Annotated in this window: 21 protein-coding genes, 1 tRNA gene and 1 pseudogene; 10 read left to right on the forward strand and 13 right to left on the reverse strand. The window is 72.4% G+C overall.

Going from position 1 to position 25,260, the window contains the following annotated elements:
* Positions 1 to 4 precede the first annotated feature (4 nt).
* From EDF64_RS11015 to EDF64_RS11025, 3 genes are all read left to right on the forward strand, one after another.
* Complete coding sequence (locus tag EDF64_RS11015) at positions 5 to 1,174, forward strand: Gfo/Idh/MocA family protein (protein ID WP_166645697.1); 1,170 nt, start codon at positions 5 to 7, stop codon at positions 1,172 to 1,174.
* Positions 1,171 to 2,097, forward strand: coding sequence for a sugar phosphate isomerase/epimerase family protein (locus tag EDF64_RS11020; RefSeq protein WP_133520043.1), 927 nt, complete (start codon positions 1,171 to 1,173; stop codon positions 2,095 to 2,097). Before EDF64_RS11015 ends, EDF64_RS11020 begins: the two co-directional genes overlap by 4 nt.
* Before the next feature lie 87 nt (positions 2,098 to 2,184).
* On the forward strand, positions 2,185 to 4,506 hold the full coding sequence (locus EDF64_RS11025) for a bifunctional metallophosphatase/5'-nucleotidase (protein ID WP_133520044.1): 2,322 nt from the start codon (positions 2,185 to 2,187) through the stop codon (positions 4,504 to 4,506).
* Positions 4,507 to 4,916: 410 nt separating this feature from the next.
* Here EDF64_RS11025 and efeB read toward each other — a convergent pair whose 3' ends face one another.
* Genes efeB through efeU form a run of 3 tightly spaced genes read right to left on the reverse strand, consistent with a single transcriptional unit; the run spans position 4,917 to position 9,071 of the window.
* Positions 4,917 to 6,245 carry an iron uptake transporter deferrochelatase/peroxidase subunit gene (gene efeB / locus EDF64_RS11030; RefSeq protein WP_243736349.1) on the reverse strand — a complete coding sequence of 443 codons (1,329 nt, stop codon included), beginning with the start codon at positions 6,243 to 6,245 and terminating at the stop codon, positions 4,917 to 4,919.
* Complete coding sequence (gene efeO, locus EDF64_RS11035; RefSeq protein WP_133520045.1) at positions 6,242 to 7,465, reverse strand: iron uptake system protein EfeO; 1,224 nt, start codon at positions 7,463 to 7,465, stop codon at positions 6,242 to 6,244. The genes efeB and efeO overlap by 4 nt, the downstream gene beginning before the upstream one ends.
* Complete coding sequence (gene efeU, locus EDF64_RS11040; RefSeq protein WP_133520046.1) at positions 7,452 to 9,071, reverse strand: iron uptake transporter permease EfeU; 1,620 nt, start codon at positions 9,069 to 9,071, stop codon at positions 7,452 to 7,454. Before efeU ends, efeO begins: the two co-directional genes overlap by 14 nt.
* A 69-nt stretch (positions 9,072 to 9,140) precedes the next feature.
* On the opposite strand from efeU, the gene EDF64_RS11045 reads away from it, so the two are divergent.
* On the forward strand, positions 9,141 to 9,923 hold the full coding sequence (locus EDF64_RS11045) for a trimeric intracellular cation channel family protein (RefSeq protein ID WP_133520047.1): 783 nt from the start codon (positions 9,141 to 9,143) through the stop codon (positions 9,921 to 9,923).
* Positions 9,924 to 10,187: 264 nt separating this feature from the next.
* Positions 10,188 to 10,796: a TetR/AcrR family transcriptional regulator gene (locus EDF64_RS11050; protein ID WP_133520048.1), complete on the forward strand. Its 609-nt coding sequence runs from the start codon at positions 10,188 to 10,190 to the stop codon at positions 10,794 to 10,796.
* Positions 10,797 to 10,866: 70 nt separating this feature from the next.
* Here the strand turns inward: EDF64_RS11050 and EDF64_RS11055 are convergent, their stop codons facing one another.
* From EDF64_RS11055 to EDF64_RS11075, 5 genes are all read right to left on the reverse strand, one after another.
* Entirely contained in the window at positions 10,867 to 13,248 is a 2,382-nt protein-coding gene (locus EDF64_RS11055) for a transglutaminaseTgpA domain-containing protein (RefSeq protein WP_133520049.1), read from the reverse strand.
* On the reverse strand, positions 13,245 to 14,576 hold the full coding sequence (locus tag EDF64_RS11060; RefSeq protein WP_133520050.1) for a DUF58 domain-containing protein: 1,332 nt from the start codon (positions 14,574 to 14,576) through the stop codon (positions 13,245 to 13,247). Before EDF64_RS11060 ends, EDF64_RS11055 begins: the two co-directional genes overlap by 4 nt.
* Complete coding sequence (locus EDF64_RS11065; protein ID WP_243736350.1) at positions 14,576 to 15,568, reverse strand: AAA family ATPase; 993 nt, start codon at positions 15,566 to 15,568, stop codon at positions 14,576 to 14,578. The genes EDF64_RS11060 and EDF64_RS11065 overlap by 1 nt, the downstream gene beginning before the upstream one ends.
* A 198-nt stretch (positions 15,569 to 15,766) precedes the next feature.
* Entirely contained in the window at positions 15,767 to 16,771 is a 1,005-nt protein-coding gene (locus tag EDF64_RS11070; RefSeq protein WP_133520051.1) for a sugar phosphate isomerase/epimerase family protein, read from the reverse strand.
* Entirely contained in the window at positions 16,768 to 17,973 is a 1,206-nt protein-coding gene (locus EDF64_RS11075; protein WP_133520052.1) for a Gfo/Idh/MocA family protein, read from the reverse strand. The genes EDF64_RS11070 and EDF64_RS11075 overlap by 4 nt, the downstream gene beginning before the upstream one ends.
* Positions 17,974 to 18,069: 96 nt before the next feature.
* Between EDF64_RS11075 and EDF64_RS11080 the strand changes: the two genes are divergently transcribed.
* From EDF64_RS11080 to EDF64_RS11090, 3 genes are all read left to right on the forward strand, one after another.
* Positions 18,070 to 19,065, forward strand: a complete 996-nt coding sequence (locus EDF64_RS11080; RefSeq protein ID WP_133520053.1) for a LacI family DNA-binding transcriptional regulator — start codon at positions 18,070 to 18,072, stop codon at positions 19,063 to 19,065.
* 322 nt (positions 19,066 to 19,387) lie between these two features.
* Positions 19,388 to 20,119, forward strand: coding sequence for a multidrug DMT transporter permease (locus EDF64_RS11085; RefSeq protein WP_243736351.1), 732 nt, complete (start codon positions 19,388 to 19,390; stop codon positions 20,117 to 20,119).
* A gap of 48 nt (positions 20,120 to 20,167) precedes the next feature.
* Positions 20,168 to 20,323 (forward strand): substrate-binding domain-containing protein, encoded by a 156-nt coding sequence (locus EDF64_RS11090; RefSeq protein WP_243736367.1) that lies wholly within the window; start codon positions 20,168 to 20,170, stop codon positions 20,321 to 20,323.
* Between the two features lie 15 nt (positions 20,324 to 20,338).
* On the opposite strand, the gene EDF64_RS11095 is transcribed toward EDF64_RS11090, so the two are convergent.
* Positions 20,339 to 20,743 carry a GNAT family N-acetyltransferase gene (locus tag EDF64_RS11095; RefSeq protein ID WP_133520054.1) on the reverse strand — a complete coding sequence of 135 codons (405 nt, stop codon included), beginning with the start codon at positions 20,741 to 20,743 and terminating at the stop codon, positions 20,339 to 20,341.
* Positions 20,744 to 20,779: 36 nt separating this feature from the next.
* Here EDF64_RS11095 and EDF64_RS18670 point away from each other — a divergent pair.
* Positions 20,780 to 21,220: pseudogene (locus tag EDF64_RS18670) on the forward strand (HAD family hydrolase); the annotation flags it as partial.
* 60 nt (positions 21,221 to 21,280) lie between these two features.
* On the opposite strand, the gene EDF64_RS11105 reads toward EDF64_RS18670, so the two are convergent.
* From EDF64_RS11105 to EDF64_RS11115, 3 genes are all read right to left on the reverse strand, one after another.
* Entirely contained in the window at positions 21,281 to 21,955 is a 675-nt protein-coding gene (locus EDF64_RS11105; protein ID WP_133520055.1) for a Type 1 glutamine amidotransferase-like domain-containing protein, read from the reverse strand.
* A gap of 94 nt (positions 21,956 to 22,049) precedes the next feature.
* Positions 22,050 to 23,051: a glycosyl hydrolase family 18 protein gene (locus EDF64_RS11110; RefSeq protein WP_243736368.1), complete on the reverse strand. Its 1,002-nt coding sequence runs from the start codon at positions 23,049 to 23,051 to the stop codon at positions 22,050 to 22,052.
* Positions 23,052 to 23,117: 66 nt separating this feature from the next.
* A complete protein-coding gene (locus EDF64_RS11115; RefSeq protein ID WP_133520057.1) occupies positions 23,118 to 23,567 on the reverse strand; it encodes a MarR family winged helix-turn-helix transcriptional regulator in 450 nt (149 codons plus the stop codon).
* 154 nt (positions 23,568 to 23,721) lie between these two features.
* On the opposite strand from EDF64_RS11115, the gene EDF64_RS11120 reads away from it, so the two are divergent.
* Entirely contained in the window at positions 23,722 to 24,915 is a 1,194-nt protein-coding gene (locus tag EDF64_RS11120) for an MFS transporter (protein ID WP_133520058.1), read from the forward strand.
* Positions 24,916 to 25,048: 133 nt separating this feature from the next.
* Here EDF64_RS11120 and EDF64_RS11125 read toward each other — a convergent pair.
* Positions 25,049 to 25,138: transfer RNA gene (locus EDF64_RS11125), tRNA-Ser, on the reverse strand.
* Positions 25,139 to 25,260: the final 122 nt, after the last annotated feature.

Below are 25,260 nucleotides of genomic sequence, written 5' to 3' on the forward strand. Positions count from 1 at the left end.
CACCATGAGCAGTGGGTACGGAGGGCGACGCCTGCGCGTCGTCGTGGTCGGCACGGGCATGATCGCCGGGGTCCACGCGCGCGCTGCGCGCGCGGCCGGCGCCGAGGTCCTGGGCGTGCTCGGTCGGAACGCGACCCGGTCGGCGCAGGTCGCGGCGCAGCTCGACCTGCCGCGCGGGTACGCGTCCCTCGACGAGGTCATCGCGGACGCCCCCGACGTGGTCCACATCTGCACCCCGAACGACCAGCACCACCCCCAGACGCTCGCGGTGATCGCCGCCGGCATCAACGTCGTGTGCGAGAAGCCGCTCGCGATCGACGCCGCGCAGGCCACGGAGCTCGTCACGGCCGCGGCGGAGGCCGGTGTCGTCGCCACCGTGCCGTTCGTCTACCGCTACCACCCGATCATCCGCGAGATCCGCGGGCGCATCGCGGACGGCGACCTCGGCCGGGTGCTCGCCGTGCACGGCCACTACCTGCAGGACTGGATGCTCGACGAGGACGCCTCGAGCTGGCGCGTCGACGCCGGAGCAGGAGGACTGTCACGGGCGTTCGCGGACATCGGCTCGCACTGGTGCGACCTGGTCGAGTTCGTCACCGGTGACCCGTTCGCCTCGGTGTCCGCCGTGACCGACATCGTCTACCCCACCCGCCCGGCGGCGTCGGGCCCGTCGTTCTCCGGCTCCCCCGACCCGGACCCGGTCCTCGACCCGAGCACGCGGGCGGAGGTCACGACCGAGGACACCGCGGTCGCCACGTTCCGGACGGGCACGGGCCGGATCGGCAACGTCGTGATCTCGCAGGTGTCGGCCGGCCGGAAGAACCGCCTCTGGTTCGAGGTGGACGGCTCCCGCGGGTCGGCGGCGTTCGACCAGGAGCAGCCGGAGTCGGCGTGGTTCGGCAACGAGCGCGGCGCCCAGATCGTGGTCCGCGACCCGTCCCTCGGCGTCCCCGACCAGCGTCGACTCGCGCTCGTGCCGTCGGGCCACCCGCAGGGCTACCTCGACGCGTTCGCCGCCTTCGTGGCGGACACCTACGCCGCCGTGCGGGCCGGCGGCGACCGGTCGGCGTGGCCCGAGGGGCTGCCGACCTTCGCGGATGGTGCCCGTGCCGCGCACATCATCGACGCCGTGATCGGCAGCGCTGCCGACGGCGGCTGGAGGGAGATCCGATGAAGCTGGGGATGCTGACGGCGTGCCTGCCCGGGTGGTCGCTGGACCGCATCGCCGCGTTCGCGGCCGAGCAGGGGTACGAGCGGCTCGAGGTGGGCGTCTGGCCGGGCACCGGCGGGCGGGACTTCGAGGCCGCGCACCTGCCGGTCGCCACGTTCACCGACGAGGACGCGCAGGCGACCCGAGCCCTGCTCGACCGCACCGGGCTCGAGATCAGTGCGTTCGCGTACTACGAGAACAACCTCCACCAGGACCTCGACCGTCGTGCCGAGGTCAAGGAGCACCTGTTCCACGCGATCGACGCCGCCCAGGTGCTCGGTGTGCCGTACGTCGGCACGTTCATCGGTCGCGACAACTCGAAGTCCGTGCGGGAGAACATGGTCGAGGGTGACCGGGTCCTGCCGGAGCTCGTCGACTACGCCGGCGAGCGCGGCGTGCAGCTCGTCATCGAGAACTGCGTCATGGAGGGCTGGCACCCCGACGGCTACCCCGGCAACCTCGCGTACTCGCCCGAGCTCTGGGGCTGGGTGACCGGACTCGGCTTCGGCCTGAACTGGGACCCGTCGCACCTGACCTGGATCGGCATCGACCCCGTCGAGACGATCCTGCCGTTCGCCGAGCACATCGTGCACGCGCAGGCGAAGGACCTCGAGCTCTTCCCCCGCAAGCGCGACGAGTACGGCTTCTTCGGCAAGGTCGACAAGGGCGACGACCCGTGGGACATGGGCTGGTGGCGCTTCCGCGTGCCCGGCCGTGGTGTCGTGGACTGGCCGCACGTGGTCGACCGGCTCTACGAGGCGGGCTTCGACGGCACGCTGAGCGTCGAGCACGAGGATCCGCTGTGGGGCGGCACCGACGAGAAGGTCCTGGAGGGCCTCCGCATCGCGCACCGCACGCTCCGGCCGCTCATCGCCCGCGAGGGGTGATCCGGGCGGACCGCCGTGTGAACAACACGTGACGTGTTGCGGCAACACCTGGCGGGTCTGCTGTGCGTTCTCATAGGTTCGACGCCGATGAACGCTCACACCTCTCCGCGCCGACGTCGGCGCTTCGTCGGCGGCGCGGCACTCGCGACCGCCGGCGTCCTCGTCGCCCTGTCCGTCCCGTCCGTCGCCGTCGCAGCCGACGGCGACACGACCATCGACCTCTACAACGTGAACGACTTCCACGGTCGGATCGCGCAGTCCATCTCGCAGACGAACGGCGCGCCGACGCCGCGGGACGGGGACGCCGCGGGTGCGGCGGTCCTAGCCGGTGCGCTCGACGAACTGCGCGGTGAGGACCCGACCACGTCGGCGTTCGTCAGCTCCGGCGACAACATCGGCGGGTCGACGTTCGAGTCCTTCATCCAGCAGGACCAGCCCACCATCGACGTCCTGAACCAGATGGACCTGTCGGTGAGCGCGATCGGCAACCACGAGCTCGACACGGGGCAGGACGACCTGCGTGACCGCGTGATCGGTCCGGACACCGACCGCAACGCGAAGTGGGACTACGTGTCCGCGAACATCCTCGACGAGGCGACCGGCGAGCCCGCGTTCGACCCGTACGCGGTCGAGGAGATCAGCGGCCAGCGCGTCGCCTTCATCGGCGCCACGGTCGACCTGGTCGGCCAGGGCCTCGTCAGCCCGGACGGCATCGAGGGACTCGTCATGGGCGACATCACCACCGAGGTGAACGAGGTCGCCGCGCAGATCGTCGCGGACGACGCCGCCGACGTCATGGTCCTGCTCGTGCACGACGGCGCCGAGACCGCCGCGGCAGCGGACCTGAACGGCAACAGCGCCTTCGCCCGCGCCGTCCACGGTGTCACGCCCGACGTCTCCGCGATCCTCTCCGCACACACCCACCAGACCTACGTGCACTCGGTCGTCCCCGACGGCGGCACGGTCGCCCGTCCGGTGATCCAGACCGGGTCGTACGGCTTCAACCTCGGTCACGTGCAGCTCGCCGTCGCCGCGGACGGCACGGTCACCGCACCGGTCGCCGAGAACATCCGCCTGGTCGACGGGACGTACGCGCCGGATGCGGCCGTCGCCGCCACCGTCGGCGCGGCGGTCACCGAGGGCGATCGTCTCGGAGCCGTCGAGCTCGGCACCGTCGACCGCGACCTGCGCCGCGCCGTGCAGACCAACGGCTCCGAGAACCGCGGCGGCGAGTCGACGCTCGGCAACTTCGTCGCCGAGGTGCAGCGTGCCGCGACGGCACGACAGGGCTCGCAGATCGCCTTCATGAACCCGGGTGGCCTGCGTGCCGACATCACCTCCGGTGCGGTCACCTACAAGGAGGCCGCGGTCGTCCAGCCCTTCGCGAACACCCTGGTCGTGCTCGACCTGACCGGTGCGCAGATCCAGCAGGCGCTCGAACAGCAGTGGCAGCCGTCGTCGGCGAGCCGCCCGTTCCTCAAGCTCGGCGTCTCCGACGGCTTCTCGTACACCTACGACCCGAAGGCCGCGGCGGGGTCCCGCATCACGGCGATGACGCTGGACGACGAGCCGATCGTCCCCGGCACGACCTACAAGGTGACGGTGAACTCGTTCCTCGCGGGCGGGGGCGACAACTTCGCGGCGTTCGCGGCCGCAGCGACGAAGCAGGACAGCGGCAAGGTCGACCTCGAGGCGCAGGTCGAGTACTTCCAGGCGCACCCGGACGTCGAGGTGCAGGAGGACCAGCGCTCGATCGGTGTCCGTGTGACGCCGACCCCGGCGGGTGGCTTCCAGCCCGGTGACGCCGTCACCATCGACCTGTCGTCCCTCGTCTTCAGCAGCGTGCCGGGCCAGGGTGGCTCGGTGTCGGTCAGCGCCGGCGGCACGGAGCTCGCCCGCGCGGCCGTCGACACGACGGTCGTCGACACGACCGACGAGCAGGGTCAGGCCACGCTCCGGTTCACCGTCCCGGGGGCGGTGGCGGCTCCGGAGACGCAGCCGGTCGCCCTCGCCGCCGCGGTCGCTCCGACGGCCACGACCGACGAACCGCTCGTCGTCACGCTGCCGAACGGCCGGACGATCACCCTCGCGGTGACGATCCCGCTGCCCGCCGTCGTGGACCCGGGCACCGACCCGGACGACGGCGACCCGACCACGCCGGGTGACGACGACCCGACCACGCCGGGCGTCGGTGACGACGGCTCGGGCGGCGTGGGCGTCGACCTCGACGGCGACGGGGTCGTCGACGGCACCGTTCCGGTTCGCGCCGACGGCGAGCTCGCCTTCACGGGTGCCGAGATCACGGGCCCGGCGATCGCCGCGGGGCTGCTGCTGCTCGCGGGGCTCTCGACCGCGCTGCTCGTCCGCCGGAACCGGGCGAAGCGTGACGCGACGGTCCTGACGGACTGACACCGCGCCTCCAGGCCGACCAGACGGGCCGTCTCACCACGGTGGGACGGCCCGTTCTCGTGCTGCCTGGAGGCGCGGTGCCGGTACCGCGTTCCGGCCCGCGTCGGCGGGCGGTCACCAGCACTGTCCCATCCCGGTACTTCCCTGCGGATCCGGCGATGCGCGGGGTACGCTCGGCGTGTCGCATCGCGACGCGTCGTGCTGGGTCACCTCTCGTCCGGACGGTGGTTCCGCCCGGCGGACTCCGCGACGCGGGTGCTCTCCGTCTCCAGGGAAACGACGGAGGGCACCCTCTCCACGTCCAGCTGGGCGTGCGGGGTCTTCTCGGGCGTACCGGGTCGTTTCGGGCGTACCGACCGGGAAGTTCCGACCAGGAACGCCCGATTCGACCCGGCTCGACGACCGAGGGGTCAGCGGAAGAGCTGCTCGCCGATGTACGACCCCTTGCGCGGTGCCGGCGGGACGGCGAAGACGGCGGACCCGATGTGCGAGATGTACTCGTTCAACCGGTCCGACGCCCCGAGCTTCCGCTGCAGGCGCGTGAAGTGCTCGGGGTCGTTCATGTACGCCGTGAAGAGCAGTCCCGCGTCGAGCTGCCCGTACTGGTTCAGCCCGTCCGTGTAGTTGTACGGCCGCCGGAGGATCTTCACGCCGTCGTTCGCCTCGTGCGCGGCCAGGGCGATGTGCGACGTCGGGTCGATCTTCGGCTCGCCGCCCTTCGCGGTCGCGTGGAAGTCCGGCGTGGTGTGCTCCGAGCCGCCGGAGAGCGGCGCCCCCTCGACCTTCGTCCGGCCGAACACCCGCTGTTGGTCGCTGACGACGTCCGCGTCCCAGATCTCGATGTTCATCCGGATCTTCCGCGCGACCTGGTAGGTGCCGCCGGCCATCCACCCGGCGCCGTCTCCGGCGTCGTCGACCCAGACGAACCGGTCGTAGTCCTCGTCGGTGCTGACGTTGCGGGTGCCGTCCTTGAAGCCCATCAGGTTCCGCGGCGTGGACTGTGCCGGTCCGGCCGACGCCCGCCCGAACCCGAGGACGGTCCAGCGGACGGTCGCGGTGCCGCGGGCCATCCGGGCGAGGTCGCGGACCGCGTGGTACGCCACCTGTGGGTCGTCCGCGCAGGCCTGCAGCGACAGGTCGCCGCCGGTGAGTCCCGCGTCGAGGTTGTCGCTCGGCAGGGTCGGGATGGCCGCGAGGCGCGCCGGCTTCTTCGACGCCAGCCCGAAGCGCTCGTCGAAGAGCCCCGGGCCGAGGCCGACCGTCACGGTGAGCGAGGCGGGACCGAGGTCGAGCGCCTCCCCCGTGTCCGCACCGACGCCGTCGCCGTGCGCGGGCTCGACGCTGCCGACGGTCTTGCCGGCCTGCAGCTGCGCGATGGACGCCGACCAGCGGGCGAGGAGCACCTGCAGGTCGCTCGTCACCGTCGACGACATGTCGAACGTCATGAACACGCAGTACCGCTGCGGCGCGGTCCGCACCCCGCCCTGCGGCTGCCGGGCGGCGGTCGCGTAGAACGGGTGGCTCTGCGAGAGGTCGATGGACTCGTCGCCGTTCGTCGCGGCCGTGAGGGGGTTGACCCCGGTCGCGGCGGCGGCACCGGCGATGCCCGCGACGGCACCGACGCCGGCACCGGCCGCGGCCATCCCGGCGCCGAGGAGTCCGCGCCGCGAGACGCGCCCGCGGTGCTGGTCCGCGGGCACCCCGTCGCGCGGGCCGGCCCCGTCGTGCAGGTCGGTCACGCGGTGGCGACCTTCTCGGCGAGGCGGGACAGCGGGTCCTGCAGCGCCTGGACCTGCTGCGAGACCTTGTTCGCGTCGGAGGCCTTCGTCGCGGCGTCCCACGTGGCGAAACCACCGAGGTCGTCGGCGTCGCGGTACCCGTCCATCAGCGTGTTCGTCGCGTCGAACTGCTTCGCGATCTGCTTCGTCAGCGTCGGGTCGAGCTTCGTGAGTCCGGGCTTGAGGTACGCGAAGGCCTGCCGGGCACCCTCGACGTTCGCGGCGAGGTCGACGAGGTCGATGTGGCTGTAGGCCTCCTCCTCGCCGGTGATCTTGTTCGACTGGACCTCCTCGAGCAGCCCGGCCGCGCCGTTCGCGAGGTCCTCGGGCTTGTAGTCGAGCGTCGGCACGAGCTTCGCCAGCAGTTCGACGTTCTCGGTCAGGTCCGCAGCGGTCTTCTTGGTCGCGTCGGTGATCGCGCCGGCTTCGAACAGGTCCTTCTCGACCGCGTGGAACCCGCTCCAGCCGACGGCGTCGTCGAGGTTCGACGCGCGCATGTCGATGAGGTAGTCGAGGTTGCCGGCGTTGTCGGTCGCCTTGTAGCCCTTCTTGACGAACCCGTCGACGTCGCTCTCGATGTGCTCGTAGAACGGCCGGGCGTTCGCGTAGTCGGTCTTCGCGGCGCCGAGGTCGCCCTTGTCGACGTCGGCCTGCAGCTGCTTGACCGCGGCGACCATGTCGGTGACCTGGCCGTCGACGTACTCGGCGTAGCCCTTCGTGCCCTCGTCGAGCAGGGTCGCGGCGCTGCTGTTCGCGGTCGAGGTCACCTTGCCGGTGACGGTGAAGTCGGTGAGTTCCCGGTCGGCGCCGGGGCAGTAGACCTGGTACTTCCCGCCGGTGAGCGTCGCGGTGAACCGCACCGCGTCGAGGCCGGGTGCGAGGTTCTCCTTCTCGCCGAGGATCCGCTGGTCCTGCAGGAGCTCGACCTCGGTGATGGCGGTCGACGACTCGTTCTTGACGGTGAACGTGACCGGGCCGGCGGGGACCTTCGTGGTGGAGACGGCGCACTTGTCCGAGCCGTCGTTCGTCAGCGTCACCGAGACGCGCGAGACCTTGCCGGCGCTGCTGGCTCCGCCGCTCGCCGTCGAGGACGAGTCCGCGCAGCCGGTGAGCGCGAGGGCGGCCACGACGCTGAGGGCGCCGAGGGTGAACAGGGGGCGGGCAGTCCTAGCGGAGGGCATACTCGGGGCTCCTTGTGGGGTCGTCGGCGGGTGGGCCGCGCGACGGGTCGGGGTCGGGGGTGGTGGTCGGGGCGAGCAGGCGGCGACGCCGGTCGCGCAGGGCGAGCAGCACCTGGGCGGCAGCGGCGACGCCGAGGGCGATCGGCAGCCAGGTCTTCCAGAGCAGCAGCTCGGCGCTGCGCGTGTCCGCCGCCGAGACGGCGGCCGCGGACCGCTCGACGGTGGCCGTCGGCACGGCCCACACGGTGCGGTCGAGTGTCGTGGTGCGGGCAGCCGGGAGGCCCCCGTCACCGAGCGTGAGCACCGTGCGTTCCGTGCGGGTCGCGTCCAGGACGCCACCCCGGACGGTCCACAGGGTGACGGTGTCGCGGACGGCCCAGCGTGCGGTGAAGGGGCCGGGGTTCGTGCTCGGCGAGATCCCGACGGGCAGCCGGCCGAACAGGTCGACCAGGTCGTCGAGCGTCAGCGTGGACGGCCGCTGCGCGGCCGTGCCGGTACCGGTTCCTGCGCTGGCAGCCGAGCCGGCCTCGGTGAGCCGCCAGCGGTCCGCGGCCACGCCCGCGCGGGTCACGCGGCGGTGGGCCGACGACGGCAGGGTGATCCGGGCCTCCTGGCCGTCGCCCGCCGTGCGCAGGACGGCGGCCGCACCGTCGACGGAGGCCGAGACGGACCTGGCGTCGCCGGTGACGGCGGTCGAGTGCGGCAGGTCGGCTCCGCCGGTCGGGACGGCGACCGCGAGGGCTGCGGCCGCGACGGCCAGGACCCCGGCGGTGACCAGCCGGACCACCGGCACGCGAGCAGGGGACGGACGCCGTGCCCGGGGCCACAGCGACAGGGCGAGCACCGGGACGACGTAGAGCACCCAGCCGAGCACCTCGATGACACGGGGGTCCGGCGGGATGCCGAGGACACCGGTGACGAGCGCGCCCTGCACGGAGCCGTTCGGCGCGAGCCAGCTGAGGTCGACCGTGCGCTGCTGGCCGATGACGATCCAGCCGGCCTCGTGGGCGCGGCGGAGCACGGTGAGCACCAGGCCGCCGGCGACGAACACCAGGAAGACGCCCGTGCCGGTGAAGAACCGCGACAGGTTCAGCCGCACGCCTCCCGTGTAGATGCCGTAGCCCACGACGACCGCGGCGGCGATCCCGATCACGGCGCCGAGGGCGGCGAGCCCGGTGTCGGACGACGCCTGGAAGGTCGCGAGGAGGAAGACCGCGGTCTCGAAGCCCTCCTTGAGGACCGCGAGGAACGCCATGCCGGCGAGGGCCCACGCGGTACCGCGGCCGAGCGCCTCGGTCGCGCTCGCCTCGAGCTCCTTCGTCAGGGTGCGTGCGTGCGTGCGCATCCAGACGATCATCCCGGTGACGAAGACGACGGCGACGATGCCGATCACCGCCTCCATGCCCTCCTGCTGCGCCTGCGGGAGCGCCTGCTCGACCACCTGCAGGCCGAAGCCGACCGCGATGCTGAGCACGACGGCGACCCCCACGCCGAGCCACATGGGGGCGAGGGGGACACGGTTGCGACGGAGGAACGCGGCGATGATGCCGACGATGAGCGTCGCTTCGAGGCCTTCACGGAGGCCGATGACGAGGGTGGCGAGCATGACGAAGGTGAGGCTAACCTAACCGGCGCTCGGCCCGCCAGTCGTCCGGCGTGGGGTTTGATGGTTCTCATGAACCTGCTGACCCCCGAGGGCCTGGCGTCGGTCACGAACGTGCTCGACCTCGCGGGCGTGTTCGCGTCCGCGCTGCTCGGCGGATCGCTCGCCCGGACGATGGACTTCGACCTGTTCGGGTTCCTGGTCGTGGGGTTCGTGTCCGGGCTCGGCGGCGGCATGCTGCGCGACACCCTGCTGCAGAACGGGCCGCCCGTCGCGCTCGTCGACCCGCTCTACGTCCCCGTGGCGATCGCCGGTGCACTCATCGCGTTCCTCGTGTCGTTCTCCGCACTGACCTGGGACCGGCTGTTCACCGTGCTCGACGCCGCCGTGATCGGGTTCTGGGCGGTCGTCGGCGTGCAACGCACCTTCGACGCCGGACTCGAGTGGCCCGCCGCGATCATCATGGGGACGATCACGGCGGTCGGCGGTGGTGCGATGCGGGACCTGCTGCTCCGCCGTGTGCCGGCCGTGTTCGGCGGGAACGCGCTCTACGCCACCGTGGCCGTCGCCGCCTCGGCCGTGATGGTCGTCGCCTCGCACCTCGGCTCGCCCTCCATCGGGATCGTCGCCGCGATCGTGCTCTCCCTCGGGCTGCGGTGGGGTGCCGTCCGGCGCGGCTGGGGCCTGCCGAACGGCCGCGACTGGCAGCCGAAGTCGACACTCGGATCGCTCCTGCAGCGGGGTCGTCGACTGCGTCCGGACGCCATCCGCCTGCTCCGCCGACCCGGTCGCCGTTCCGGTACCGGCAGCGTGCGGAGCGAGCACGACACGGTCGAGGACGACCCGGGGGTGTGATTCGTCGGTGCTCGGGCGTACCATCGGTACCGCCGGGTATCGACTCGGCGCACGTCGTCCGCTCCCGCACCGACGCGACCCGAACGCGGCGGTTCCGAGCAGACGTGTGGATGGGGGCTTCGCTGATGCCGCGCGGGATCAGACGCGCGGCGCGGCAGGTCTCCACCGACGATCTGCTCGCGCCAGAATGGTGATCGACCACCACCACGCCAGCCCGATGCAGCCGGACCCGACGGACCGCGACGGCCCGTCGAACCAGGAACGATGAGCGACGACGCCTCCGACTCCCCCACCCCACGGACCCCGCGCGCCGAGGTCCGCGAACGTCTCCTGATCGCCGGTGCCGAGGTGTTCGCCGAGCAGGGCGTGCACGAGGCCCGGCTCGACGAGGTCGCCGCCCGCGCCGGGTTCAGCAAGGGTGCCGTCTACTCGAACTTCTCGTCGAAGGAGGACCTCGTCGCGCAGGTCATGCAGCGCGCGACGAACCTGGTGCTCGGCGCACTGCGGGAACTCGTCCGCGCCGACATCGCCGCCGTCGAGATCGGGGACGTCGTCCGCGCGGCGTTCGGGCGGCACGACCAGAGCGCGCAGTTCGCACTGCTGTCGGAGTTCCGCGGCTACGCCATCCGGCACCCCGAGTTCCTGCCCGAGTTCGTGCGGCAGCGCCGCGAGCTGCAGGACGGCGTGCTCGAACTCGTCCGGCTGTGGTTCGGCGCGCACCCGGAGATCGACCCCGGGATGCCCCTCGAGGACCTGACGACCGTGCTCGTCGGCGCCAACGTCGGGATCATGTTCGACACGGCGGCGCTGCCCGGGGTCAACCCCGGCGAGGTCGTCGCGGCCCTGGTCGAGGCGGTCATCCGCCGGCGCTGACGGGTCCACCCCCGCGCACCACGCGGGCACGCGAGCGCCGCGGGCACGCGAGCGCCGCGGGCCGCCGCCCCTACGCCGGGCGACGGCGCGCCCGGCGCCCCTCGTGCGACCACGCCGACGACGGCAGCAAGCTCGGCGGCAGCAGGCGCGACCGGACCACCCGCGCGCCGGACACCGACGCGTCGAGGGCGACCCGGACCTGCCGAACGGCCACGAGCAACGCGTCGGCATCGACCGACGCGGCCCCGCCGGCGGCGAAGCGCTCCCGGTCGACGGCATCGACCACGGCGTCCAGGTGGGGCAGCGCTGCCGACGGCAACGACGACCGGAGCCGACCGAGCACCGCACGTGCCGTGCGCGCCGCAGCGGCAGCGTCGTCGGGTGGCGCGAGCCCCGGCGCGTACCCGTGGTCGGCGACGTCGTCGAGGACCTCTCGCCAGGCGTTCACCGCGGGCGACCGACCCGAGCGGACAGCACCGAGACGCGATCGCCTGCGGAACGCCCGGACCGCGGACGGTGACGCCAGGAGTGCGAGCGCGAGCAGGATCCCGACCCCGAGGCCGAGCGGGCCGTTGCCGCCGCCGTTCGTCGACCCGGCGGCACCAGGACCGGCGGACGCACTCGGCGTCGGGGTCGCCGAGGACGGGGCGGCCGAGGCCTCGCCGGGTGCCGGGAGCGGTGTGTCCGGAGCGGCCGGGGACGGCGTGGCCGTCGCCTCGGTCGACGAGGTCGCCGCCTGGTCGGAGTCGGGCGTGGGCTCGAACGCGACCCAGCCGGCGCCCTTGATGTACAGCTCGGGCCACGAGTGCAGCTGCCGGTTCGAGACCGTGTACTCGCCGTCCGCCTGCGTCGAGCCGGCCCGGTAGCCGACCGCGATGCGCGACGGGATGCCGAGCGTGCGGGCCATCACCGCCATCGCGGACGAGAAGTGCACGCAGTACCCCTCGCGCACCTGCAGGAACTTCGCGACGACGTCCATGCTGTCGCCGTCGTAGCCCTGCTCGACCGGCGCGGTCTCCGAGTACGTGAACAGGTCGCTCCGGAACCACTGCTCGAGCGCCCGAGCCTTCTCGTAGTCCGTGCCGGCACCGGCGGCGACCCGCTGGGCCGTGCGGGCGATCGTGGTGGGGAGTTTCTTCGGCAGCTCGCGGTCGGTGCGGAGCTCCGCTGCGGAGGGCCGGGCGAACCCGCGGCCGTCGGCACGACCGAGCAGGCCCGACGACGCGATCGCGTCGAGGTACTCGCCGGACCACGTCGAAGCACCGTAGACCTCGTACGTGGAGCCGCGCGGGGTGGCGGGCCCCGTCGACCGGACCGTGCTCGAGTTCCCCATCCAGCGCCACTGCGCCAGGTCGAGGTTGGTGGACCGCGACTCGATCGACACCGCGCCCGCCGGGACGGGCAGGTAGTTGCTCGACAGCCCGGTGATCCGGATCGTGACGTCGCCCCGGGTCGACAGCCGCGGGTTCACGCCGACGGCCCACTGCTGGGTGTCGGCGGTCTCGGAAGTGCTGGCGTCGGTGGTCGTGGGGACCCAGTCGCCGGTGCCGAACTCGTCGAGGTCGGCGAGCTTGAGGTACTCGGGCTGCCCGTCCGCCGAGCGGTACCGGAACACCTCGAGCTCGTTCGGCTGCCGCAGGTCCTGCCCGAGGTTGAGCAGGGTGCCGGGCCGTCCGGGTTGCACGGGCGACTGGATCGCCCCGGTCACGCCGGACAGCCAGCTGGCGTTGAGCGGCACGATGGCCGGCAACCCCACCGCGACGACCAGGCCGATCGCTCCGACCACGGCGGCCGGCAGGGCGCGTTGGACCGGCCGGACCGACAGCCAGAGCAGCGTGAGGAAGGCCAGTCCGGTGACGATCACCAGCCCGGGCGCGGCCGGCGCCCCGGTGACGATGCCCGGGACGATGAGGATCACGAGGGCGGGTGCCGCCGCCAGGGCCGCGGTCGGGGCGACGGCGGCGAGGAACAGCGAGACCCCGGCGACCCAGCCGATCGCCACCGTGACGATGAGCCGGATCGAGTCGGTCTGCGGCAGCGGCGCGGGGTTGAGCCGGATGGCGGCCAGTGTCTCGCCGAGCGCGCCGTCCTTGTCGAGCCACCCGAGCGGTTGGACGTCGTTCACCACGGCGGCCGCGCACGAGCAGACGATCAGGGCCACGACCAGGGCCACGAACCGGACGCCGGGCGCCCGGCGGCGGAAGGCGAGCATCGTGCCGACCAGGACCGCGGCCATCAGGACGCCGGACACCCACCACGCGGTGCCCTGCACGAGCGGCCGCATGGCCAGGGCGGCGATGAGCACGGGCACGGGTGCGAGCGCGACGACCCACGGGTTCGGCGAGTCCGGACGCTCCGGGCGTTCGGCGATCGGACGGCCCGCCGCACGCCCGGGGGCACCGCCGCGCGGGGCGCTGCCCGGGGCGACCGGTCGGGTGGAGACGCCGCTCACCGGATGCTCCCGGAGGTGTGCGCGCCGGCAACCGGGACGACGAGGGTCCGCCAACCGCCACGGTCGAGGATCCCCCGCACGACCGGGTCCGGCGGGACGATGGTGGCGAGGATGCCGCGGCTCGACCCGGTGGTCGCGGAGACGAGCTCGGCGGCCTGCTCGGCGGTGCAGTGTCCGGTGACGACGGCGGTCATCCCGTGCACGTCGCGGCCGCGGACGTCGGGGAGCACCTCGGTGACCTCGCGGGCGTCCGACCGGACCCGGACGTCGGCCAGCCCGACGAGCACGTCGGTCAGTCCCCCGGCGTCGCCGGCGTGCCGGGTGCTGCCGGACGGGCCGTCGCTGACGAGCAGCACGCGCGAGGTCCGGGCGGCGAGCGCGCGCGCGACACTGGCAGCGACGACGACGGCGTGCTCGAACGCCGCGTCGCCGCCGAGGTCGGACAGCTCGGCGAGGTCATCGCGGCCGAGGCGCTGGTACGACTCGCGCCGGACGTCGAGCGCGATCACCGCCTCTGGTGGCTGGGCCTGCGTGGTCTGCCGGACGTGGAGTTCGCCACGGCGGGCGCTCTGGGCCCAGTGCACGCGGCGGATGGGGTCGCCCGGACGGTAGGGGCGGAGCTCGCTGTCGTCCGCCGATCCGCCCTGGCCGACCCGGCCCTCGTCGGCGGAGACGGCCCCGGCGAGCGCGCCGGTCTCGAGCGCGGCGAGCGGGGTGGTGGCCGGCACGACCACCACTTCTTCGGCGGCGACCACGGGACGGTCGATGCGGAGCAGCCCGAACGGGTCCTCGACGCGGATCGTCACCGGTCCGACCAGGCAGCGCCCGCGGTGCATCGCCAGGGCCTCGACGTCGAGGACGGCCGGCGGGACGTGCGGCCCGACGGTCGCGTACGTCTCGGCGGTGGACATGCTGACGAGCCCGTCGTCGAGCTGTTCCCGGACGAGCAGCGTCGACCGGGGCCCGATCGGCAGGTTCGTCCCGCCCAGGGTGATGCGCTCCCGGTAGACCTCGCCGACCTGCACGATCGCCCGCGCGGTGCTCCTGCGACCGCGCAACGGTGCCGCGACGACGAACGCCATCACGACCCCGAGCACCACGAGCACGAGCAGCAGGAGTCCGGCGGACACCGCGACGCTCGTCGTACCGACCAGTCCCCCGCCGACCAGGCCGATGCCGACCGCGATCACGGTCCAGCCCCGAGCCGTCGGTCGCGGGAACGGGGTGCGACGCAGCAGTGACAGCCCCCGGCGCCCGTACCGGACGGCGAACGACCGCGCGGCACCCGTCCGCAGGGCGAACGACGACGGTGCCGGGGACCCGGGCATCAGGAGCGGACGGGGGTCGCCGTGAAGGGCACGACGGTGTCGGACACGATGCGGACGACGATCTCGCGTGCGGTGTCGTCGCCGGTGCCGCCGAGGCCCCGGGCGACCGGCACGAGGCGGTGGGCGAGGATCAGCGGCGCGAGCGTCGCGACGTCGTCGGGCGTGACGAACGGACGGCCGAGCAGCGCGGCGTGGGCCCGAGCGGCCTGCGCGAGGTGCAGCGTGGCACGGGGGCTGGCACCGAGCACGATGTCCGGGTGGGTGCGGGTGGCCCGGACGATCGCGACGATGTACGCCTCGACGTCGGGGGCGACGTGCACGGTGCGGACCGAGTGGATGAGGTCGCGGAGCGTGTTCACGTCGACGATCGGCCGCAGGTGGGCGAGCGGGTCGCCACCCCCTCGGTTCGTCAGCATCTGCCGCTCGGAGTCGGCGCTCGGGTACCCCATCGTCAGTCGCGCCATGAAGCGGTCACGCTGCGCCTCGGGCAGCGGGTACGTGCCCTCCATGTCGATCGGGTTCTGCGTCGCGACGATCATGAACGGGCTGTCCAGCTTGCGCGTGACGCCGTCGACAGTGACCTGCGACTCGGCCATGGCCTCGAGCAGGGCGGACTGGGTCTTCGGGCTGGTGCGGTTGATCTCGTCGCCGATCACGACGTTCGCGAACACCGGCCCGGGCGAGAACCGGAACGTGCCGGAGGACTGGTCGAAGATGTTCACGCCGGTGACGTCGGACGGCAGCATGTCCGAGGTGAACTGGATGCGGTTCACCGATCCGCCGACGGACGCGCCGAGTGCCTTCGCGAGCACGGTCTTGCCGACCCCGGGGACGTCCTCGACCAGCAGGTGCCCCTCCGCCAGCATCACCGTCAGGGCGGTCCGGATGGCCTCGGTCTTGCCGTCGATGACCGTCGACACGGCGGCGATGACGTCGTCACCGACGTCGCGGATGCGATCGATCGGGAAGGCGGGGTCGGTCGGTTCCGGCACGCAGGCCTCCTCGTCTCGGGACAGGTGTCGTGCATGCTACAACGGCCCGGTGACAGCCCCCGGAGGATGCGTCACCGACTGCGCCTCACGACCCAGCCGGGGGACACGGCACAGCCTGGAGGCCCGGATCACGTGAGCGGTCTGCTCACGTGATCCGGGCCTCCAGGTCGACCCCGCCGGGCACCCGACCCAGCCGGGTCAGGCGCGTGCTGCGCGGGCCGCGTCCGCGGCGCGGAGCACCGCGGCGGCGACCGCGACCCCTTCCTCGCGGCCGAGCTCGGTGTCCTCGTGCTCGATGTTCACCCACATGTCCGGGTCGACCTCGTACAGGGCCTCGAGGAACGCGGACCAGTACGCCTCGTCGTGCCCCTTGCCGAGCGCGACGAAGTCCCACGCCGACGGCTTCGGCCACTCGTTCGCCCACTCGTCGCCGCCGAGGTTCGTGCGCGGCTCGTCCGGCGACAACCGGCGGAACGAGTTGTCGAGGACGCCGTTGATCGCGGCGTGCGGGTTGATCCGGACGTCCTTCGCAGCGGCGTGGACGACGAGCGGCCCGAGGTCGCGGACGACGGCGACCGGGTCCATCTGCTGCCAGAACAGGTGACTTGCGTCGAGTTCGACCCCGACGTTCGTCAGCCCGCCGCGCTCCACGAGCTCGCGGATCGTCGCCGGGTTGAACACGACGTTCTGCGGGTGCAGCTCGAGTGCGACCCGCACCCCGTGCTCGCGTGCCAGGGCGTCGATCTCCTGCCAGAACGGCACGGCGACGCTCCACTGGTACTCGATGACGTCGAGCGCGGCCGAGTTCCAGGCGTTCACGATCCAGTTCGGCCGGGTACCGTCGGGTTCCCCCGCGGGCAGTCCGGACATCGTGACCACGCGGTCCTGGCCGAGCCGGGCAGCGAGCCGGATGCTGCGGCGGACGTCCTCGGCGTGCGCCGGGCCGATCGCCGGGTCCGGGTGCAGCGGGTTGCCGTTGCAGTTGAGGCCGGCGATCGTGACGCCGGTGCCGTCGAACTGCGCGCGGAAGGCGTCGCGAGCACCGTCGTCGACGAGGATCTCGTCGATCCCGGGGACGTGCACCGGGGGCAGGAACCCGCCGGTGTTCAGCTCGATGCCGGTCAGCCCGTTGTCCGCGATGACCCGCAGGGCCTCGGGCAGCGGACGGTCGTGCAGGATCGCGTTGTACAGCCCGAGCTTCACGCGTGCACCTCCTCGGCGATCGCGACGGTCGCGCCACCCGCGGCGGCCGACCGGGCAACCGCGTCGATGACGTCCATGTTGTGCACGCCGTCGTCGAAGGTGGCGTTGGCCGGCAGGGCGTCGCTCACACCCGTGACCTCGTCGAGGAAGGCGCGGGCCTGGTACTCGAACATCTGGTTCTGGCCCCAGCCGACACCGGGCGCGTCCATCGCCATGCCGCCGGCGACGTAGGGGTGGTCCGGACCGAGCACCACCTGGCGGTAGCCGCCGAGGCGTGAGCCGTCGGACTGCAGCGCGAGGCCGATCTCCGACGCACGCTCCTGGTCCCAGCGGGCGGCACCGCGTTCGCAGAACACCTCGACCACGAGACCGTTCGGGTGCCCGGAGGCGACCCGCGAGACCTCCAGCGAACCGACCACCGAGCCGTCGCCGAACCGCGCACCGAAGGTCGCGTAGTCGTCGTTCTCGACCCGCGCGGTCTCGCCCGTCAGCGGCGCCGCCTGCCCGCGGAGCGCGTGCCCCGCCGCGATCGGCCGTTCGGTGATCGAGGTCGTGAAGACGCCGCCGCTGACGCTCTGCACCCGGCCGGCCAGGAACTCGGTGACGTACGTCAGGTGCGACCCGACGTCGGCGAGCGCACCCGTGCCGGGAGCGCCGGCGAACCGCCACGAGAACGGGACGTCGGGCGAGGCGCCGTAGTCCGTCCAGTAGCGGGCGGAGACGTGCAGCACCCGGCCGAGCGTGCCGTCCTCGACGAGCTGCCGGATCGCCGCGAGTCCCGGAGCGCGCCGGTAGGTGAAGCCGACGCGTGCGATGAGCCCGCGGTCGGCGGCGAGCGCAGCCGTGGTCGCCATCGCCCGGGCGTCGTCCAGCGAGTCGGACAGGGGCTTCTCGCACAGGACGTGCTTGCCCGCGGCGAGGAGCCCCTCGACGATCTCGCGGTGCAGCGCGTTGGCGACGACGACGCTCACCACGTCGACGTCGTCCGCCGCCGCGATCGCCCGCCAGTCGGTGTCGTGCCGGGCGTACCCGAACCGCTGCGCGGCCTGGGCTGCCAGGGGCTCGTAGACGTCGCCGACCGACACGAGCCGCACGGGCGGCAGGGTCGAGCCGAACAGGGAGGGTGCGTTCCGCCACGCGGCCATGTGGGCCTTGCCCGCCATGCCCGCCCCGATGACGGCGACGCCGATGCTGTCGCTCATGGTCTCTCCTTCGAGAACTCGCTGCTCGTTCTGGAACGTTCCAGAAGCTGTCGGTAGACTGTAGCTGCAGCAGCCCATGTCCTGTCAAGGAGTCGTGTGTCCCGTCCGCCGACGATCATCGACGTCGCCACCCGCGCCGGCGTCTCGAAGTCCCTGGTCTCGATGGTGATGCGCGAGGACCCCGGGGTGTCCGACGCCCGACGCTCCGCCGTCCTCGCCGCCGCGGCCGAGCTCGGCTACCGGCCGAACCGCGCCGCCGCCATCCTCGCCGGCACACGCACCCGGACGATCGGCGTCGTCGTCGACGACTTCCGGAACCCCTGGTACGTCCCGATGCTCGACGGCGTGCGCGAGGCCCTCGCCCCGCACGGCCTCCGCCTCACCCTCGCCGACACCCTGGCGAACGCCCACCTCGGGTCGTCACCGTTCGACGACCTCGTGTCGCTCCGCGTCGACGGGGTCGTGCTCGCCGCCGAGGGCTTCACCGACCTCGTCGTCCCCGCCGACACCCCCGTGGTCGTCGCCGGCGAACGCGCCGAGGTCCCCGGCGGACTCGACGTGGTCGCGTCCGACGAAGCCGCCGGCGGTCGGTTGGCAGCGGAGCACCTCATCGACCTGGGTCACCGCCGCATCGTCCACGTCACCGGCTCGGGAGGCCCGGCTGCCGTCCGTCGCACCGCCACCGTCGCGCGGATGGCCGAGTCCGGCATCCCGGCCCTGGTCTACGGCGCCGGACCGACCTCCGAGCAGACCGGCTACGAGGGCACGCGGCGCGCACTCGAGGACCACCCCGACCTGACCGCCGTGTTCGCCGCGAACGACGTCATGGCGATGGGGGCGATCGCCGCCGTGCGCGAGGCCGGGCTCCGCGTGCCGGAGGACGTCTCGGTGATCGGGAACGACGAGACCCCCCTCGCGTCGTCGCCCCTGCTGCGCCTGACGACGGTGGACCCGCACAACGACGAGGTCGGCCGGCTCGCAGCGGCCAGGCTCGTCGAGCTCATCGGCGCCGCGCACCGACCCGCGCCGACCCGGACCCTCGTGCCGCCGTCGCTCGTCGTCCGCTCGACCACGGCTCCCCCGCGCGCCTGAGCAGATCTCACCGCAGCGCCCATCACCAAGATTCCTTGGATGTGTACGCTGAAATCCATGGATATCAACGGAGGAGGTTCGCGATTTTCGAGGGAACTGCCGTGGGCCGACCAACAGGTGCCGACGTGGCATTTTGGGCTGATTCTCCGGTCGCGGTAGGGCGGCCGAGACCGTGGACCTGACAGCGCTCTCCGTGTCGATGGTCCCGGTCGCGCTTGCTGGTGCGGCCCTCCTCGCTCTGGGTGTGCAGCTGCAGAGCAGTGGAGTCCACCGCGTCGAGATGCGGAACGGACACCGCACGAGGACTTTGTCCGGTTGGCACGTGTTCACACTCGCGTCCAGCGGGACTTGGCTTCTGGGCACGCTCACGCTCGGTCTGGCGGTCGTGCTGCAGCTGGTGAGCATCGCGTACGCCCCGCTGCTCTTGGTGCAGCCGCTCGGTGTCGTCGCTCTGGTGATCACGACCTGGTGGTCATCCCGGAGTCGCGGCGTACCCCTCGCGAAGCCCGCGCGCCGGGCGGTAGCGCTGTGCGCGGGCGGGGTGACGTGCTTCGTGGGGATCGCTGCGATCGTCAGCACCGAGCGCGCAGTCTCGCAGCCGCAGCTTGTGCAGGTCCTCATGGTCTTGGCAGCGGTCCTCGCGCTGATCGTGCTCGCTTTCCCGTGGATGACCAGGCGACGCCGGGCAATGCTCTACGTCGTCGGCGCCGGCACGCTGTACGGCCTTGTCGCAACCTTGGCGAAGGTGATCCTTGACCGCTTGTTGCACGGCCAGTTCGACGCGGGAAGTGTGACCGCGACGATCGGCGTCATCGTCGCTGTGGCTTTGGGCGGCTACTTCGTACAGAACGCGTACGCATGCGGATCGGCTGATCTGGTCGTCGCGGGACTGACAGTCATCGACCCGCTCGTCGCAGTGGGAATCGGAGTCATGGTGTTGCATGAGGCGGCCGGCGCTCCGCCGGTGGCCATCGCAGGCTTCGTCCTCGCAGCAGTTCTCGCGGTCAGCGGCGTGATCCTCCTGGCGCGCCATCACCCGCAAACAGCACGGTGACGACCAGCCAACTCAGGCGCGGGACGCGACTTCAGACAGCTGCTCCGCCTGACGACGGTCGACCCGCACAACGACGAGGTCGGCCGGCTCGCAGCGGCCAGGCTCGACGAGCTCATCGGCGCCCCGCACCGACCCGCACCGACCCGCATCCTCGTGCCGCCGTCGCTCGTCGTCCGCTCGACCACGGCTCCCCCGCGCGACTGAGCGCCGGGTCGACGGTCAGCGCAGCCGGATCAGGCCCGCGTGCGTCGGTGTGAAGCCGCACGCGCCCTCGTAGAAGGGCACCAGGTCCGCGCCGTAGTCCACGAACAGCCACTCGCAGCCAGCTGAGCGGGTCGCCTCGACCGCCAGCTGCACGACGGCGGTGCCGAGGCCCCGGTGCTGCTGATCGGGATGGGTCTTCGTGTCGATGAGGAACGCGTGGTCCGCACCGTCCCACGCGACGTTGACGAACGCCACGAGTGCGCCGTCCGGGGTCCGACCGGCGACCCACCCGAGCGACCGGGGGCGGACGCGATCCCACCAGCCAGCCGCAGCGGCACCCCCATGCGCCGCCGTGAGCGCCACGAGCTCGTGTTCTGCGATCTCGGTCCGCCAGGTCAGTGTCACGTCGTCGTGCTGCATGGCTCCTAGTCTGGTCGGGTGGGTGCTCTTCGCGCAGTGTGCTTCGACCTGGACGGGACCCTGTTCGACCACCGGGGTGCCGCACGCGCCGGGGCGACGCGGTTCCTCGAGGGCCTCGGCCCGGCCGCGACGGAGTCGGCGCTCGGGGCCTGGACCTCTGCCGAGGCCGAGCAGTTCGAGCGCTGGCGGTCCGGGCAGATCAGCTTCCAGGAGCAGCGACGTGCGCGCCTCCGCTCCGTCCTGCCACCGCTCGGCGTCGAACTGCCGCCGGACGACGCCGCCCTGGACCGGTTGTTCGAGGGCTACCTGCGCTCCTACCGCGCGTCGTGGCAGCTGTTCCCCGGCAGTGCGTCGCTGCTCCGGGAGCTCCGGGCAGGCGGCTACCGGCTGGGTCTCCTCACCAACGGGACCGAGGAACAGCAGCTCGACAAGCTCCAGCGAACCGGGCTGGACCGCGCGTTCGACGTCGTCTGCGGCGGAAGCGAGCGCTCTCCGGACGGTCGTGCTGGATGCACTCCCCGACGACGAGGCGACCAGCTAGTCGGTCAGTCGCCGGTCGAGGTGCACCCAGCGCCCCTCCGAGACGACCTCGACCGCGCCGTCGACGACCTGGATGGCGGTCTGCTCGTCGATGGCGTACGCCGGAACGCCGATGTCGGCAGCCCAGCGCTCGGCGTTCTCGAGTGTGTTCTCGGGGAACGCGTCGAGGTGCGGGAAGATCGAGAAGTCGACGACCCCGAGTGTCCGATCGTCGGGCGCGAGCGGCCACTCGACGAAGAACGCGCCGATCCGTGGGCTCATCACCGTGCTCCCGGCGCTCACCCCGACCCAGACCGTGTCGGGCAGCGAGGGCAGGAGATCGGCGAGCCCGGAGGCGCGCATCCAGTGCGCGAGGTACGTCGCGTCGCCGCCGTCGACGAGCAGGACGTCAGCCGCACGCACCCAGCTGGCCCACCGCTCCACGCCGATCGTCGGCAGCGCGGTGAGCTCGAGGACGCCGAGCGACGCCCATCCGAGCCCCGAGAAGAACCGGGAGTCGTCACCGCCCGACACCGTGTCACGGACGGAGGCCGGTCCGCACATCGGGTGTCCCCACTGAGCGGTCGGGATGACCAGCGCGTGACTCTGGTCGACCGGCTTGCCGAGGAGGGCCACGAGCGCCGCGTGGATGCTCGGGTTCGTGACGCCCCCGGATGTCAGCAAGAGCTTCACGTCGCCTCCGGGTCCGCGTGCACAGGTGGTCGGAGCCAGGATCCACCGTCGTCCGCCGGCGCGCAACGCTCCGTTCGTTCGGGTCCGTTCCGCGTCAGTCCGGCAGGGCGAGCGTGCCCAGGGACCAGAGGGCGACGCCGTGCAGGCCGAGGTCCTCGGCGAGGGCGATCCGGGCACGGTAGGAGCGGGCGTCCGACCAGTGCAGTCGACGGCCGTCGTCGAGCGCGGCGGACCACTCGCCGTTCCGCGCCGACCACCGTGCCCGGTCACCGGCGGTCTTCCGCGCCTGCGACGGGGAGACCTGCGGGTCGCCGGAGCCACCCCACACGTAGCCGTAGCCGGCGATCCCGAGGTCGATCCGGTCGGCTGACAGCCCCTCGGCCTCGGCGGCACGGACCACCCGACCCGCCCAGGGCAGCGCGCCGACCGTGCCCGGACCGCTCCACGGGCCGTGCTGGTCGTAGGTCATCAGCACGAAGCGGTCGACGTGGTCGGCGAGCGCGGCGAGGTCGTACCCGGTGTCGCGGTACCCGTCGGCGCTCGTCGAGGCCATCACGGCCATCGAGACCTCGGCGTCGTCGCCGAGCTCGTCGTGCACGGCGTCCTGGAGCGCCGCGGCGAACGCCACGAGCCCGGCACGATCACGGCTCCGGAGGGACTCGAGGTCGATCTGCACCCCGGTCACGTGCTGCTCGGCGGCGAGCTCGGCCAGCTGCGTCGCGACGCGGTCACGGTTGCCCGGATCGGACAGCAGCGCCGTCCCGATGCCCGGCGAGAAGTCGCCGATCGACTCGGAGTAGTTGCTCACGAGCAGCTCGGACGCCGCGCCGCCCGTCGTGGCCGCGCGGGCGAGCGTGCCGACGCCGTCCGGCAGGACGTTCAGCCCGGCGCCGTCGTCGGCGACCGTCACGCCGTCGATGCCGATCGTCGCAGCGCCCGGGGCGGCGGCCCGGACCTTCGCGACCATCCCCGCGCCGGGCTCCGCGTACGCCTCGACGGCGAGGCCGGTGGCCCCGTCGTCGGACTCGGTGGCGCAGCCGCCGAGCACCACCGTGAGCACGAGCGCTCCGGCGACCACGAGCCCTGTCCGCCGCATCACCCGATCACCGTAGCGTGCACGTGGGAGGCGAGCCGCGCCTCCCGGCCGGTCACCCCGCGGTCGTCAGACGGCTGCTCCTTCGAGCCGGTCGACGGCGACGGCGAGCTCCTCGAGTTCCGGGACGTCGCGTGCCTCGGCGAGGGATTCCTCGAGTGCTGCGGCGTGGATCGGGGTGGCGCGGTCGAGCAGCGCCTGTCCGGCGTGGGTGAGTTCCGTGTAGAGCCCGCGGCGGTCGTCGGCGCACAGGACGCGGGTGAGGAGGGCGCGTTCCTCGAGGCGGTTCACCAGGCGGGTCGTCGCGCTCGGGCTGAGCGCGGCTGCCCGGGCGAGCTGCTGCATCCGCATGTGGAAGCCGTCCTGGCGGCGGAGCGCGTCGAGGACCGTGAACTCGACGACGGACAGGTCCACCTCGCGGAGCGCACGCTCGAGCCGGGTCTCGATGAGCCCGTGCAGGGCAGCGAGCGTGCGCCAGCCGTGGGCGCGGACGGCGGTGGAGGTGTCGTCGACCGACATCGGGCTCCTTCTGTCTCGGGGTCGTGCGTGGTGCGGCGTTTGCGGGCGCCGTCAGTTGCTTGCGCGGATAGCCCGCGTGTGCAACTATCGATGTCCCGCGTGTGCAACAACCAGCGTACGCGGGACAGCTGCACCGCACAACGGAAGGACACCCATGCCCGCGGGACTCATCGCCCTCGCACTCGGCGGCTTCGGCATCGGCTTGACCGAGTTCGTCATCACCGGGCTGCTGCCCGAGGTCGCCGCCGACTACGGCGTGACCGAGACCACGGCGGGCTGGCTCGTCACCGGCTACGCGCTCGCCGTGATCGTCGGAGCGCTCGGCCTCACCGCCGCCACCACCCGACTCCCCCGCAAGCCCGTGCTCATCGGCCTGCTCGTGCTGTTCATCATCGGCAACACGCTCTCCGCCCTCGCGCCGGTGTACGGCGTGATGATGCTCGGCCGGGTCATCGCCGCGCTCTGCCACGGGGCGTTCTTCGGCATCGGCTCCGTCGTCGCGTCGAACATGGTCGCCCGCGAGAAGCGGGCCTCCGCAGTCGCCCTCATGTTCACGGGGCTCACGGCATCGAACGTCCTCGGAGTCCCGTTCGGCACCTTCCTCGGCCAGGCGCTCGGCTGGCGCGCGACCTTCTGGGCCATCGCCGCCATCGGTGTCGTCGCACTCGTCGGCGTGCTCGTGCTCGTCCCCGCGGTGCGGGTCACCGAGACGCCGTCGCTCTCCCGGGAACTCAGCGCCTTCCGCTCCGGGCAGGTCTGGCTCTCGCTCGGGATCACGGTGCTCGGGTACGGCGGGATGTTCGGCGCCTTCACCTACATCGCGTACACGCTGACATCGGTGTCGGGGTTCGCCTCGAGCACGGTGCCGTGGCTCCTCGTCGTGTTCGGCGTCGGGCTGTTCGTCGGGAACTTCGCCGGCGGGAAGCTCGCCTCGCGGTCGATCGACGGCACGCTCCTCGTGGTCCTCGTCGTCCTCACCGTCGTGCTCGCACTGTTCGCCGTCGTCGCGACCTCGCCCGTGCTGACCGTCATCGCCCTCGTGCTCATGGGCGCGTTCGGGTTCGCCACCGTGCCGGCGCTGCAGACGCGGGTCATGCAGTACGCCGACCACGCGCCGACCCTGGCGAGCGGGGCGAACATCGCGGCGTTCAACCTCGGCAACGCGCTCGGGGCATGGATCGGTGGGCTCACCATCGCGGCGGGGCTCGGGTACACGTCGCCGATCTGGGCCGGTGCCGGGATCACGCTGGCGGCCGTGGTGCTCACCGCCATCGCGGCGGGGGCTGCGCGGCGGTCTCGGGCGGTTCGGCCGGTCGGGGCGGGGACGGGGAGCGTCGCGACGGTCTGACCGTGCCGATTGTCCCGGCGGGTCCTTCTGGTCCGTCTGGTCCGTCTGGTCCGTCTGGTCCGTCTGCGGAACGACGAAACCCCGGTCCGACTGGACCGGGGTTTCGTGCTGCACTACTCGTTCTGGGCTTGTGCGGAGACGGAGGGATTTGAACCCTCGGTCCCCTCAAAGGGGACTCCACCTTAGCAGGGTGGTGCACTCGGCCGGACTATGCGACGTCTCCATGCACTCTCGCGAGTGCTCACACCACCATACAGGAGGACGAGACCGGTCTCGACCCGCTCGCCCTCGGCATCATCGCGGGTGGTCCCCCGAAGTGGGGACACCCGGGGGTTGTCGACGCGT

Origin of the sequence: Curtobacterium flaccumfaciens (assembly GCF_004361695.1) — a bacterium.
In the GTDB taxonomy this organism is placed as follows: domain Bacteria; phylum Actinomycetota; class Actinomycetes; order Actinomycetales; family Microbacteriaceae; genus Curtobacterium; species Curtobacterium flaccumfaciens_B.